This is a genomic window from Streptococcus sp. 27098_8_12 (assembly GCF_041432115.1).
Lineage (GTDB): Bacteria > Bacillota > Bacilli > Lactobacillales > Streptococcaceae > Streptococcus > Streptococcus parasanguinis_V.
Genome location: NZ_JAPVZA010000002.1, coordinates 121188 through 135824, shown reverse-complemented (window position 1 = coordinate 135824; position 14637 = coordinate 121188). Strand labels below are relative to the sequence as shown.

General features: G+C 44.2%; 8 protein-coding genes. 7 read left to right on the top strand and 1 reads right to left on the bottom strand.

The window, feature by feature from the left end; translation table 11 throughout:
• The first annotated feature begins 39 nt into the window (after nucleotides 1-39).
• The 4 genes from O3629_RS01455 to O3629_RS01440 are packed head-to-tail and all read left to right on the top strand — an operon-like array spanning nucleotide 40 to nucleotide 2645.
• Nucleotides 40-906, top strand: coding sequence for an ABC transporter ATP-binding protein (locus O3629_RS01455; protein ID WP_045758988.1), 867 nt, complete (start codon nucleotides 40-42; stop codon nucleotides 904-906).
• On the top strand, nucleotides 906-1748 hold the full coding sequence (locus tag O3629_RS01450; RefSeq protein ID WP_049492112.1) for an ABC transporter permease: 843 nt from the start codon (nucleotides 906-908) through the stop codon (nucleotides 1746-1748). The genes O3629_RS01455 and O3629_RS01450 overlap by 1 nt, the downstream gene beginning before the upstream one ends.
• An 18-nt stretch (nucleotides 1749-1766) precedes the next feature.
• The gene (locus tag O3629_RS01445; RefSeq protein ID WP_003013710.1) at nucleotides 1767-2222 is read left to right on the top strand and encodes a LytTR family DNA-binding domain-containing protein; all 456 of its coding nucleotides are present in this window, start codon (nucleotides 1767-1769) and stop codon (nucleotides 2220-2222) included.
• Nucleotides 2223-2231: 9 nt separating this feature from the next.
• Nucleotides 2232-2645, top strand: coding sequence for a DUF3021 domain-containing protein (locus O3629_RS01440; RefSeq protein WP_003004151.1), 414 nt, complete (start codon nucleotides 2232-2234; stop codon nucleotides 2643-2645).
• A gap of 62 nt (nucleotides 2646-2707) precedes the next feature.
• Here the strand turns inward: O3629_RS01440 and tyrS are convergent, their stop codons facing one another.
• Nucleotides 2708-3964, bottom strand: a complete 1257-nt coding sequence (gene tyrS / locus O3629_RS01435) for a tyrosine--tRNA ligase (protein ID WP_003004779.1) — start codon at nucleotides 3962-3964, stop codon at nucleotides 2708-2710.
• Between the two features lie 182 nt (nucleotides 3965-4146).
• Here tyrS and pbp1b point away from each other — a divergent pair, with 182 nt between their 5' ends.
• The 3 genes from pbp1b to rpoC all read left to right on the top strand — a co-directional run bounded on the left by pbp1b (nucleotide 4147) and on the right by rpoC (nucleotide 14337).
• Nucleotides 4147-6603: a penicillin-binding protein PBP1B gene (gene pbp1b, locus O3629_RS01430; protein ID WP_371608612.1), complete on the top strand. Its 2457-nt coding sequence runs from the start codon at nucleotides 4147-4149 to the stop codon at nucleotides 6601-6603.
• 351 nt (nucleotides 6604-6954) lie between these two features.
• Entirely contained in the window at nucleotides 6955-10524 is a 3570-nt protein-coding gene (gene rpoB, locus O3629_RS01425) for a DNA-directed RNA polymerase subunit beta (protein ID WP_049492125.1), read from the top strand.
• A 159-nt stretch (nucleotides 10525-10683) separates the two neighbouring features.
• Nucleotides 10684-14337, top strand: a complete 3654-nt coding sequence (gene rpoC / locus O3629_RS01420) for a DNA-directed RNA polymerase subunit beta' (RefSeq protein ID WP_223345764.1) — start codon at nucleotides 10684-10686, stop codon at nucleotides 14335-14337.
• The last annotated feature ends 300 nt before the right edge of the window (nucleotides 14338-14637 follow it).

Here is a 14637-nt window from a genome sequence, read left to right as displayed (position 1 = left end):
CTTTTTTGTTAGACTGGTTCTATCAAAAGGAGAGAGAACATGATATTACAAGCTAAAAACATCAGTAAACGATATGGAAATCATTTAGCCGTAAACAATATTCACTTACAGTTTGAAAAGGGAACCTTTAATGCGATTCTAGGACCAAATGGGGCGGGGAAATCAACGACGATTTCCATGTTGATTGGTTTGAAACAACCAACGCAAGGTGAAATCATCTATAAACCAGGTACTAAAATTGGTGTGGTCTTCCAAACCAGTGTTTTAGATGAGATGCTAACGGTTAGAGAAAATCTGACCATTCGTGCGAGACAGTACAAAGACCTAAAATCAAATCGTGTGTCTGATCTTATTGATCGGCTAGGCCTATCAGCTTTCCAAAAGCAGAAATACGGAACGCTTTCAGGTGGCCAAAAGCGTCGGGTTGACATTGCGCGTGCCCTGCTCTCACAACCAGATATTCTGTTCTTAGACGAACCAACGACAGGTTTGGATATCCAAACTCGGAAGTCTATCTGGGATTTGCTCTATCAATTGCAGAGAGAAGAGGGAATGACTGTTGTATTGACCACGCATTATCTTGACGAAGCAGATGAAGCTGATCAAATTTATATTGTGGACCATGGGGAAGTGATTGCTCAAGGATCGGCGCTAGATATTAAGAGTCAATATGCAAAAAACATCTTGAAGATTCGTTTCAAGGAGAGACAGCAGATAGAAAGTCTCAAATCTTTGGGAATGTCAGTAGAGCAACAAAGTCAATTGGAGTATATTTTTCAACCCAAGAGTGAAAGGGAAGCCATTGATTACCTGGCGCAAGTTAGAGATAGAATAGCCCATTTTGAGTTTCGTCCAGGGACCATGGATGATGCCTTTATTGCACTTACAGGAAGGGAGGTCCGCTAATGCTAGCCTTACTAAAGCGAAATTTTTTATTGTACTTCAGAAATCGTTCAGGAGTTTTCTTCTCCCTGTTGGGAGCCTTGATTTCCTTTGTTCTCTATATTATTTTTCTTCAAAAAAATCTAACAGATGCTTGGGCTCAACTCCCCAATAGAGGTCCTGTGTTAAATAATTGGTTAATGAGTGGGACGCTGGCTGTAACAGGGATTACGACAAGTCTGGCTGCCCTGACTCAGTTAGTAAAGGATCGTGAACGTCAAGTAGATCAGGATCTTTATTTATCGGATCAAGGAAAGTGGCGGTTACCATTTTCGTATCTAACGAGCGCAATCATCATCTCTTTTTTCATGCAGGCCCTTATGTATGTGCTGATGTGTGGTTATTTTAGAGAAGTTCCAACCCTTTCTCTATTACCTGAAGTACTCCACATCATGCTGCTTAGTAGCCTGCTTTCTAGTTTGGTGAATGCCATTTTTGTTTATTTTTTCCATTCCGTAGACAGTCTTGGGAAGTTTTCGACCATAGTGGGTACAGCTTCTGGTTTTTTGGTAGGGACTTATGTACCTTTAGGTGTTCTACCTGATTTTGCACAACTACTAATGAAATGTACTCCAGCAACTTATATTGCTGCACTTTATCGGCAAGTACTCATGAAAGAAGCATTAAATGAGACCTTTAAAGGTCAAGATAATCTTCTTCAAGAGTTTCAAGAAAAAATGGGCGTTCAGCTCAAATGGCAAGCCTTATTGACAAAGGAACAAACATACCTTATAGTGTTAGGTGGTATTCTTTTAGCTTTGGGGATTTGGGTTTCCTTAGCAAAAAGATCGAATAAAAGAAAGTAAGTGAGAATTGGAGTAGGAATGAAGATTCGTTTTGAGGAAAAACAGGATATCCCAGAAAACGACCCCTGTGTGGTCATTCAAGCCAAGCAATTATCCGATCAAGCACGAGAGGTGATGGACTATCTCGAACAATTTTCGACAGTGAATCAAGTAGTGATCCCTATCAAAACAGATGATCATTTGATCATGGTGAAAATTGATGACATTATTCTAGCCGAGATTGATAAGAATCAGCTAACCATTTATACGACAGACAAAACGTTCATCGTCAGAGATACTTTGACAAATTTTCAACATCGGATTAATCGTCGTAATTTTTTACAGATATCCCGCCACGCGGTGATGAATATCGACCATTTGGAATCGCTATCGGATAGTTTTTCAGGCAATATGATGGCTAAACTGACACGCGGAGTAAAATCAAGTGTCAGTCGGAAATATGTCAAATCCTTGATGGATTATTTAGGGGTGTAGGAGAAAGTGATGAAACGAGTTATAGCTTATTTTGTATCTGGTATGAGGACAGGATCCTTCTTTTATTTGTGTTTGGTGTTATTATCCCATGTCTATCCCAACATCGTCTATCCCGCTGTAAATGTCCGCAATATCCTGGCGATCTTTTTGATGAGTGGGACAATGGGAGTCTTGACATTCATTCTTGAGGAAGAAGAGTTTTTGACCTATAGTTTGCGTGTGGCCTTGCATTTAGTTGTGACAGCTGCCATCTTAGCATTAACCTACTTGTTTTTTGGCTGGGGGACAGCCTTACGGAGCCCGATTCCTTGGTTGATCTTTCTAGCCATTTACGGCCTGATCTGGCTGTACCAGATTTGGCAGCTCCATAAAAAAACTCAACGAATTAACCAAGCTTTGTTGCATCGCAGAAAAGGGAAATAGTCCCAGAAAAAAGTATATAAGAAAACCACGAAGTTTCGTATGAACTTCGTGGTTTTGCTTTCTTAATATGTCAAAACAAAGTATTTTTTCTTACCGCGACGGATAACGGTCAATTCATTTTCTAATTTATCGCTATCGCTCAAGACATAGTCAAGGTCTTGGATGCGTTCGCCGTTGACGTAGATAGCTCCGTTTTGAACATCTTCGCGGGCTTGGCGTTTAGAATTGACCACACCAGCTGTGACCAAGAGTTCAACGATGTTGAGGTTGTCTTCTGCTTGGACCTGGTAGTTTGGCACACCACGAAGTCCTTGTTTGAGTTCTTTGACAGAAAGGTTTTTGATGTTTCCTGCAAAGAGTTGTTCCGTGATGTTGAGGGCTTCCTTGTAAGCTTCTTCACCGTGAACGAGGGTGACCACTTCACGCGCCAAGATCTTTTGAGCCAAGCGTTCATGAGGAGCAGCCTCAAACTGTTTGCGAATCTCTTCGATTTCATCGAGTGACAAGAAAGTGAAGATCTTCAAGAAGCGCACAGCGTCGGCGTCCATCACATTCATCCAGAATTGGTACATTTCGTATGGAGATGTTTTGTCTGCATTGAGCCAGACCGCATTACCTTCTGATTTACCGAATTTCTTACCAGTTGCATCTGTGATCAAAGGCACAGTCATAACATGACCAGTTTTATCTGCTTTACGACGCATCAACTCAGTACCGGCTGTCATGTTTCCCCATTGGTCAGATCCACCGATTTGAAGGGTTACATTGTGTTCTTGGTTGAGGACGTAGAAGTCATAGCCTTGCATGATTTGGTAGGCAAACTCTGTGTAAGAAATCCCTGTTTCAATCCGTTTTTTAACAGATTCTTTACTCATCATAGCATTGACTGTAAAGTATTTTCCGACATCACGAAGGAAGTCAATAAAGCTAATGCTTCCGAACCAATCGTAGTTGTTGACCATTTCGGCTTTATTGTCACCATTTTCAAAATCGAGGAAACGAGACAATTGCCCTTGAATGGAGCGAACCCATTCTTGTACAGTTTCTTTTGTTTGGAGACTACGTTCAGCATCTTTGAAGGACGGATCACCAATGAGACCAGTCGCACCGCCAACGAGCGCATAAGGTTTGTGGCCTGCTAGTTGAAGGCGACGGCTCGTCAAGATGGCAACCAAGTGACCAAGGTGAAGGCTGTCAGCAGTTGGATCATAACCAGTATAATAAGAAACCTGACCTTCTTCCAGTGCTTTGCGTAAGGCTTCTTCATCCGTCGTTTGAAATACCAAACCACGCTCTTTTAGCTCATCAAAAATGTGCATGTGTCTTTTCTCCTTTATAAGTTTATTCATTTCTCTATTCTACCATAAACCACGGAAATGGCAATGGTTCCCATCATTTTCTTGTCCTTACCCAGGAAGAATGAGTGACGATTTCTACGCTCTTGTGATTGAAAACAAAGGGCCTAATCTGCTATAATATAGGGAACAAGGAGAAAGAATCAGTGAATCAATTAAAAGAGAAGCTGCAAGAGTTTTGGAAGAAAGTCCAAAAATTCTTTGCAAAGATGTATACAGAAACTCCGAATAAGGAAAAAAATGAGGAAAGTAGCTGGTCTGTCGGCGATATTTTTGCGACATTTTTGAGGACCCTCAAACTCTTGTGGGATGTCATGATCGCCCTGTTCGTGTGCCTCTTTTTATTTGGTGCAGGGATCGGGATTGGTTATGCGGCGAGCCTCTTTAGCAATGTCAAGGTTCCAAAGACAGAAGAATTGGTCCAGCAGGTCCGCAACGTCAGCAGTGTTTCAAAACTGACTTATTCCGATAAGAGCTTGATTGCAGAAGTGGACAGTGATTTGATCCGCACGCCAGTCGCAGGAGACGCCATTTCAGATAATGTCAAGAAGGCTGTGATCGCTACTGAGGATGAGAATTTTGAAAGCCACAAGGGGGTTGTACCTAAAGCCGTTCTTCGGGCAACACTTGGATCCGTAGCCGGTGTGGGTTCCTCTAGTGGGGGATCGACCTTAACCCAGCAGTTGATCAAACAGCAAGTCGTAGGAGACGCTCCCACCTTTACTCGTAAGGCGACAGAGATTGTCGATGCCCTAGCTTTAGAGAGGGGAATGGATAAAAACGAAATCCTAACCACCTACTTAAACGTCTCGCCTTTTGGACGAAACAATCGGGGACAAAATATTGCAGGTGTGGAAGCCGCGGCTCAAGGGATCTTTGGCGTCTCTGCGAAAGACTTGTCTGTTCCACAAGCAGCCTTTATCGCTGGCTTGCCACAGAGTCCGATTGTCTACTCTCCTTATGCTGCAGACGGTAGCCTAAAGAGCAAGGAGAACCTCGAGTTAGGTTTGGCGCGTGCCAAAGATGTCTTGTTCAATATGTACCGGACGGGAGCCTTATCGAAAAAAGACTACGAAACCTATGCTCAGTACGACTTGACCAAAGACTTCATTGCTCCAGATGGCATCGAGAAAACACCGCATGACTACCTCTACTTCCAAGCAATGGCAGAAGCAAAAGAGGCCATGTATGATTACTTGATCAAGCGGGACAATGTAACCAAGCAAGACCTGAAAAATAATGAAACCGTCAAGGCTTATCAAGAATTAGCTGAGAGTGAGTTGCGCGAAGGTGGTTACACGATCCAAACCACTATTAACAAACCGGTTCACAATGCGATGCAGGCTGCAGTCGCGAATTTTGGAAGCGTCTTGGATGATGGAACGGGTCTTGTAGAAGTTGGGAATGCCCTTATGGACAACCGAACAGGTGCGGTTTTAGGATTTATCGGTGGACGAAATTTTGACGGCAACCAAAACAACCATGCCTTTGATACAGAGCGTTCCCCAGGGTCTACTATCAAACCTCTGTTGGCCTATGGGATTGCCATCGACCAAGGCTTGATGGGAAGCAATAGCATCCTTTCTAACTATCCGACTAATTTCTCAAGTGGTGAGCCAATCATGCACGTGGATAGCCGAGGGACAGCCATGATGGATCTCCGTGAGGCCCTCAATACCTCATGGAATATTCCAGCTTACTGGACTTACCGGACTCTTCGTGAAAAAGGTGTGGATGTCCCATCCTACATGAAGAAAATGGGCTATGATATCCCTGAATATGGCATTGAGAGTCTGCCGATGGGGGGAGGAATTGAGGTCACTGTTGCCCAACATACCAATGGTTTCCAAACCATTGCTAACAATGGGAACTACCTCAAACGCTACATGGTAGAGCAAATCATTGATCGAGATGGGGATGTAGTCTACAAGCACGAGGCAGATCCAGTTCGTGTCTACTCTCCAGCAACGGCAACGATTATGCAGGATCTCTTGCGCGGGGTTATTACGTCTGGTGCAACAACGACCTTTAAGTCACGGATTAGCCAAGTCAACCCAACGCTGGCAGGTGCAGACTGGATTGGAAAAACCGGTACCACTAACTCAAATGGAGATATGTGGTTGATGCTGTCCACCCCTAATGTTTCTTTAGGAGGTTGGATCGGTCATGACAACAATGCTTCCATGCAGACCTTGACTGGATACAACAACAATGCCCAATACATGGCGCAGTTGGCGAATGCAATTTACCAAGCAGATCCAAGTCTCTTTGGGATTCAGGATAAATTCACTCTCGATAAGAGTGTGATCCGCTCTGAAGTGCTCAAATCGACTGGTGAAAGACCGGGCCGCGTCAATGTCAATGGTCGGGATATCGATGTGAGCGGTCAAATGGTGACGAGCCTTTGGGCCAAAAACGGAGCGCCAACCACTCAATACCGCTTTGCCATCGGGGGATCGGATAGCGATTATCAAAGTGCTTGGGCATCCATTCTCGGCAATAGCAGTGGAAATCAGTCGAATAATAAGAACAATTCGACAACCAATAGTTCATCCAGCAATAGTTCAAATCGAAACAGCTCAAATCGTGGCAATCGACGCTAGTCTGATCCAGTAGAAAACCTAGAGAAAGCCTTGATTTTTGGAGCAAAAAACGGTATAATAGTGATAACTAATTTGTCGTGTGCTTTATTTGAAATATTGTCCAAATAAGAGCTTACAGCAGTTAAATCTTACTTGAATAAGTCGATTTAGCTGCTCTTTTTGTGCCTATTTTTCAGGAAAATCCTAGTTTGTTACACAAATTTAATTTTTCTAAAAATTACAAAAAGCGACGAATGAGGTGAAGAGACAGCTCTTCACGTGATGCAAATCACACAATTGTAGTTAAAACCGGATAGGTGGTGAAAGTCATTTTACCAAGCTATCCTAGTATGGAAAAAGGAGCTAAAAACTTTGGCAGGACATGACGTTCAATACGGGAAACATCGGACCCGTCGTAGTTTTTCAAGAATCAAAGAGGTTCTTGATTTACCAAACTTGATTGAAATCCAGACAGACTCATTCAAAGATTTCTTGGATCATGGCTTGAAGGAAGTATTTGAAGATGTGCTTCCCATCTCAAACTTCACGGATACAATGGAATTGGAATTTGTGGGTTATGAAATCCGCGAACCTAAGTATTCGCTTGAAGAAGCGCGCATCCACGATGCCAGCTACTCAGCACCAATCTTTGTGACCTTCCGTTTGGTCAACAAAGAAACAGGTGAAATCAAGACCCAAGAAGTTTTCTTTGGTGATTTCCCAATCATGACTGAAATGGGAACCTTCATCATCAATGGTGGAGAACGGATTATCGTATCTCAGTTGGTCCGCTCACCAGGTGTCTACTTCAATGATAAGGTGGACAAGAATGGTAAGGTTGGTTATGGATCAACTGTTATCCCTAACCGTGGGGCTTGGTTAGAGCTTGAAACCGACTCAAAAGACATTGCTTACACACGTATCGACCGCACACGTAAGATTCCATTTACAACGCTTGTGCGTGCTCTTGGATTCTCTGGAGATGATGAAATCATCGATATCTTTGGGGACAGCGAATTGGTTCGCAATACCATCGAAAAAGATATCCACAAAAATCCAATGGATTCACGGACAGATGAAGCCCTCAAAGAAATCTACGAGCGTCTTCGTCCAGGTGAACCAAAAACAGCGGAAAGCTCACGTAGCTTGTTGGTAGCTCGTTTCTTTGATCCACGTCGTTATGACTTGGCACCAGTTGGTCGCTACAAGATCAACAAGAAACTCAATATCAAGAACCGCTTGTTGAACCAAACAATCGCAGAACCATTGGTAGATGCTGAAACAGGGGAAATCCTTGTAGAAGCTGGTACTGTTATGACGCGCGATGTCATCGACAGCATCTCTGAACAATTGGATAACGGTTTGAACAAAATCACCTACATTCCAAATGATGCTGCTGTTTTGACAGAACCAGTTGAATTGCAAAAGTTCAAAGTTGTCGCTCCAACAGATCCAGACCGCGTTGTCACTATCATCGGGAATGCCAACCCATCTGACAAAGTACGCATCGTAACTCCAGCAGATATCTTGGCAGAAATGAGCTATTTCTTGAACCTTGCAGAAGGTCTTGGCCGTGTAGATGATATCGACCACCTTGGAAACCGTCGGATTCGTGCCGTTGGTGAATTGCTTGCCAACCAAGTGCGTCTTGGACTTTCACGGATGGAACGAAACGTTCGCGAACGGATGTCTGTACAAGATAACGATGTCTTGACACCACAACAAATCATCAACATCCGTCCAGTAACTGCGGCAATTAAAGAATTCTTTGGATCTTCCCAATTGTCACAGTTCATGGACCAACACAACCCACTTTCTGAGTTGTCTCACAAACGTCGTTTGTCTGCCTTAGGGCCTGGTGGTTTGACACGTGACCGCGCTGGATATGAAGTGCGTGACGTGCACTATACCCACTATGGTCGTATGTGTCCAATCGAAACACCTGAAGGACCAAACATCGGTTTGATCAACAACTTGTCATCCTACGGACACTTGAACAAATATGGTTTCATCCAAACGCCATACCGTAAAGTGGACCGTGAAAAAGGTGTAGTCACCAACGAAATCGTTTGGTTGACAGCCGATGAAGAAGATGAGTACATCGTTGCTCAGGCCAACTCTAAGTTGAACGAAAAAGGTGGCTTTGCTGAGCCAATCGTTATGGGACGTCACCGTGGTAACAACCAAGAATTCCCATCTGATCAAGTCGACTACATGGACGTATCTCCAAAACAAGTAGTTGCCGTTGCGACAGCATGTATTCCTTTCTTGGAAAACGATGACTCCAACCGTGCCCTCATGGGTGCCAACATGCAACGTCAGGCTGTGCCATTGATCGATCCAAAAGCCCCTTATGTGGGGACTGGTATGGAATACCAAGCAGCCCATGACTCAGGAGCTGCAGTCATTGCTCAACACGATGGTAAAGTTACTTATGCAGATGCAGACAAGGTAGAAGTTCGTCGGGAAGATGGATCTCTTGATGTTTACCATATCCAAAAATTCCGTCGTTCAAACTCAGGTACGGCTTACAACCAACGTACCCTTGTAAAAGTTGGCGATGTCGTTGAAAAAGGCGACTTTATCGCTGACGGTCCATCGATGGAAAAAGGGGAAATGGCCCTTGGTCAAAACCCAATCGTCGCTTACATGACTTGGGAAGGGTATAACTTCGAGGATGCCGTTATCATGAGCGAACGCTTGGTGAAAGAAGATGTCTACACATCTGTTCACTTGGAAGAATTCGAATCAGAAACACGCGATACCAAATTAGGCCCTGAAGAAATTACCCGTGAAATTCCAAACGTTGGGGAAGATGCTCTTCGTGACTTAGATGAAACAGGTATTATCCGTATTGGTGCGGAAGTAAAAGAAGGCGATATCCTTGTCGGTAAGGTAACACCGAAGGGTGAAAAAGACCTTTCTGCTGAAGAACGTCTCCTTCACGCGATCTTTGGAGATAAATCTCGTGAAGTGCGGGATACTTCTCTTCGTGTACCTCACGGTGGAGATGGAGTCGTTCGCGATGTTAAGATCTTTACACGTGCAAACGGAGATGAATTGCAATCGGGTGTCAACATGTTGGTTCGTGTTTACATCGCACAAAAACGCAAGATCCGCGTCGGAGATAAGATGGCCGGTCGTCACGGAAACAAAGGGGTTGTGTCTCGTATTGTTCCAGTTGAAGACATGCCTTACCTTCCAGACGGTACACCAGTTGATATCATGTTGAACCCTCTTGGGGTGCCATCACGTATGAATATCGGTCAGGTTATGGAACTTCACCTTGGTATGGCCGCTCGTAACTTGGGTATCCACATCGCAACACCAGTCTTTGACGGAGCAAGCTCAGAAGACCTCTGGGATACTGTAAAAGAAGCTGGTATGGATAGCGATGCCAAGACCATTCTTTACGATGGACGTACAGGTGAGCCATTTGACAACCGTGTCTCTGTCGGTGTCATGTACATGATCAAGCTTCACCACATGGTTGATGATAAACTCCATGCCCGTTCAGTTGGACCATACTCAATGGTTACCCAACAACCACTCGGAGGGAAAGCTCAGTTTGGTGGACAACGTTTCGGGGAAATGGAAGTGTGGGCCCTTGAGGCTTATGGTGCATCAAATGTCCTTCAAGAAATCTTGACTTACAAGTCAGATGATGTCAACGGACGTTTGAAAGCTTATGAAGCGATTACCAAAGGTAAACCAATTCCAAAACCAGGTGTACCAGAATCCTTCCGCGTTCTTGTCAAAGAATTGCAATCTCTTGGTCTTGACATGCGTGTCTTGGACGAAGATGATCAAGAAGTGGAACTTCGTGACCTCGATGAAGGGGAAGACGATGATGTGATTCATGTGGATGACCTTGAAAAAGCACGTGAAAAAGCAGCCAAGGAAGCAAAAGCAGCCTTTGATGCTGAAGAATCAGAAAAATAATCAGTAAAAATGATTGTCTTGTGAGAAACCAATGCTTCTGACAGGATGATTCGATAACAAGATACAGATACAAGGAGGTGGCAAGAAAGTTTCCTTTCTTCCCCCACCTAAGCTGTATTCAAATGAAACAAGTATGAAAACAAGGAAAGGTAAGAAATAGTGGTTGATGTAAATCGTTTTAAAAGTATGCAAATCACCCTAGCTTCTCCAAGCAAGGTCCGTTCATGGTCTTATGGAGAGGTCAAGAAACCTGAAACAATCAACTACCGTACATTGAAACCAGAACGTGAAGGTCTCTTTGATGAAGTCATCTTTGGACCTACAAAAGACTGGGAATGTGCGTGTGGGAAATACAAACGGATCCGTTACAAAGGGATCGTTTGTGACCGCTGTGGGGTTGAAGTAACACGTGCCAAGGTTCGTCGTGAACGTATGGGACACATCGAGTTGAAAGCTCCTGTATCACACATCTGGTACTTCAAAGGCATCCCTTCTCGTATGGGATTGACTTTGGATATGAGCCCTCGTGCCCTTGAAGAAGTCATTTACTTCGCAGCTTATGTGGTGATCGATCCAAAAGATACACCACTTGAGCACAAATCCATCATGACGGAACGTGAATACCGTGAACGCTTGCGTGAATACGGACCAGGTTCCTTTGTAGCTAAGATGGGTGCAGAAGCGATCCAAGACCTCTTGAAACAAGTGGATTTGGAAGCTGAAATTGCTCTCTTGAAAGAAGAATTGAAGACTGCAACTGGTCAAAAACGTGTGAAGGCTGTTCGTCGTTTGGATGTCTTGGATGCTTTCTACAAATCTGGTAACAAGCCAGAATGGATGGTTCTCAACATTCTTCCAGTTATTCCACCAGATCTTCGTCCGATGGTCCAATTGGATGGTGGCCGTTTTGCTGCCTCTGACTTGAACGACCTTTACCGCCGTGTGATCAACCGGAACAACCGTTTGGCACGTTTGCTTGAGTTGAATGCCCCTGGTATCATCGTGCAAAACGAAAAACGGATGCTCCAAGAAGCCGTTGATGCATTGATCGATAACGGTCGTCGTGGTCGTCCAATCACAGGGCCAGGTAGCCGTCCACTCAAATCATTGAGCCACATGCTCAAAGGGAAACAAGGACGCTTCCGTCAAAACTTGCTCGGTAAACGGGTGGACTTCTCAGGACGTTCCGTTATCGCCGTTGGTCCAACTCTTAAGATGTACCAATGTGGTGTGCCACGTGAAATGGCGATCGAGCTCTTCAAACCATTCGTGATGCGTGAAATCGTTGCGCGTGATATCGTACAAAACGTTAAAGCTGCAAAACGCTTGGTTGAACGTGGAGATGAACGCATCTGGGATATCCTAGAAGAAGTGATCAAAGAACACCCAGTTCTCTTGAACCGCGCACCGACCCTTCACCGTTTGGGGATCCAAGCTTTTGAACCTGTATTGATTGACGGGAAAGCCCTTCGCTTGCACCCACTTGTCTGTGAAGCCTATAATGCCGACTTTGACGGGGACCAAATGGCCATCCACGTACCGCTTTCAGAAGAAGCTCAAGCAGAAGCTCGTATCTTGATGTTGGCTGCTGAGCACATCTTGAATCCAAAAGACGGTAAACCAGTTGTTACTCCATCTCAGGATATGGTATTGGGGAACTACTACCTCACTATGGAAGAAGCTGGTCGTGAAGGCGAAGGCATGGTCTTTAAAGACCGTGATGAAGCGGTCATGGCCCTTCGCAATGGCTATGTTCACTTGCATACCCGTGTCGGAATTGCGACAGATAGCTTGAACAAACCATGGACAGAAGCGCAACAACACAAGATTCTCTTGACAACTGTTGGTAAGATCCTCTTTAACGATATCATGCCTGCAGAACTTCCATACCTTCAAGAGCCAAATAATGCCAACTTGACAGAAGGCGTTCCAGCTAAGTACTTCTTGGAGCCTGGTCAAGATGTCAAAGCAGCGATTGAGAAATTGGAATTAAACGTTCCATTCAAGAAGAAAAATCTTGGAAATATCATCGCAGAAATCTTCAAACGCTTCCGTACAACTGAAACTTCTGCATTCTTGGACCGCTTGAAAGACTTGGGTTATCATCATTCAACCCTTGCTGGTTTGACAGTGGGGATTGCCGATATTCCGGTCGTTGAAGATAAGGCAGAAATTATTGAAGAATCTCACAAACGTGTGGAACAAATCACCAAACAATTCCGTCGTGGTTTGATCACGGATGACGAACGCTACAATGCCGTTACAGCTGAATGGCGTGCAGCCCGTGAGAAATTGGAAAAACGCTTGGTGGATAACCAAGATCCGAAGAACCCAATCGTTATGATGATGGACTCTGGAGCCCGTGGTAACATTTCAAACTTCTCGCAACTTGCCGGTATGCGTGGTTTGATGGCCGCTCCAAACGGACGGATCATGGAATTGCCAATCCTGTCAAACTTCCGCGAAGGTTTGTCAGTACTCGAAATGTTCTTCTCAACTCACGGTGCCCGTAAAGGGATGACCGATACGGCCTTGAAGACAGCCGACTCAGGTTACTTGACGCGTCGTTTGGTTGACGTGGCCCAAGACGTCATTATCCGTGAAGATGACTGTGGAACAGACCGTGGACTTGTGATCCGTGCCATTACTGATGGTAAGGAAATGATCGAGCCACTCGAAGAACGCTTGACTGGTCGTTATACCAAGAAATCTGTTAAACATCCTGAAACAGGTGAAGTCATCGTTGGTCCAGATACCTTGATTTCAGAAGACCTAGCACGTGAAATTGTCAAAGCTGGTGTTGAAGAAGTCACTATCCGCTCTGTCTTTACATGTAACACCCGTCATGGTGTCTGCCGTCACTGCTATGGTATCAACTTGGCGACTGGTGATGCGGTTGAAGTGGGTGAAGCAGTCGGAACTATCGCTGCCCAATCTATCGGGGAACCTGGTACACAGTTGACCATGCGTACCTTCCACACGGGTGGTGTTGCCTCAAATACCGATATCACTCAGGGTCTTCCTCGTGTCCAAGAAATCTTTGAAGCCCGTAATCCAAAAGGGGAAGCGGTCATCACTGAGGTCAAAGGGGAAGTCACAGCCATCGAAGAAGATGCTTCTACACGCACTAAGAAAGTCTTTGTTAGCGGAGCAACTGGTGAGGGCGAATACGTTGTCCCTTACACTGCCCGCATGAAAGTCGAAGTGGGAGATCAAGTCTCTCGTGGTGCGGCTCTGACAGAAGGGTCTATCCAACCAAAACGTCTCCTTGCCGTTCGTGATGTCTTGTCTGTTGAAACTTACCTTCTTGCGGAAGTACAAAAAGTATACCGTAGCCAAGGGGTAGAAATCGGCGACAAACACATCGAGGTAATGGTGCGTCAAATGATCCGTAAAGTACGTGTCATGGATCCAGGAGATACAGACCTTCTCATGGGTACTCTGATGGACATTACAGACTTTACAGATGCCAACAAGGATGTCCTTATCTCTGGTGGAGTTCCTGCAACTGCTCGTCCAGTCCTTATGGGAATTACCAAAGCCTCTCTTGAAACCAACAGTTTCTTGTCAGCGGCTTCCTTCCAGGAAACAACTCGTGTCCTTACTGACGCAGCGATCCGTGGTAAGAAAGACCATCTCCTTGGACTTAAGGAAAATGTTATCATTGGTAAGATTATTCCTGCAGGTACAGGTATGGCTCGTTACCGTAACTTGGAACCACAAGCAGTCAATGAAGTTGAAATCATCGAAGAAGTGCCATTAACAGATGGAACAGTCGATGAAGTTCAAACAGCTGAAGTCGTAGAAAAATAAGAAAATAAGTCGGAACTACAAGTTCCGGCTTTTTTTTTTTTTTTGAAAAAATAATAAAAATTTGTTATTTGAAAAATAATTGTATAATTATTGAATTGTTTTTTTACCAAAAATATTAGCCCGGTAGAAGCCATGCTGTAAATACTTACAATTAGTGATTATATGGATATGTATTCTAAACACCAAAATAATAAAATGACTAACTATTAGTAATTTCTTTATAAAACCCAAAATCGGTTTGACATTTAAAGTCATTGGCGGTAGAATGAAAAAAGATGTACACAAATTAAAAAAATGTTG

Coding starts and splice junctions, on each gene's coding strand:
- O3629_RS01450 (WP_049492112.1), top strand. CDS start 906: ATGCTAGCCTTACTAAAGCGAAATTTTTTATTGTACTTCAGAAATCGT.
- tyrS (WP_003004779.1), bottom strand. CDS start 3,964: ATGCACATTTTTGATGAGCTAAAAGAGCGTGGTTTGGTATTTCAAACG.
- O3629_RS01455 (WP_045758988.1), top strand. CDS start 40: ATGATATTACAAGCTAAAAACATCAGTAAACGATATGGAAATCATTTA.
- O3629_RS01440 (WP_003004151.1), top strand. CDS start 2,232: ATGAAACGAGTTATAGCTTATTTTGTATCTGGTATGAGGACAGGATCC.
- O3629_RS01445 (WP_003013710.1), top strand. CDS start 1,767: ATGAAGATTCGTTTTGAGGAAAAACAGGATATCCCAGAAAACGACCCC.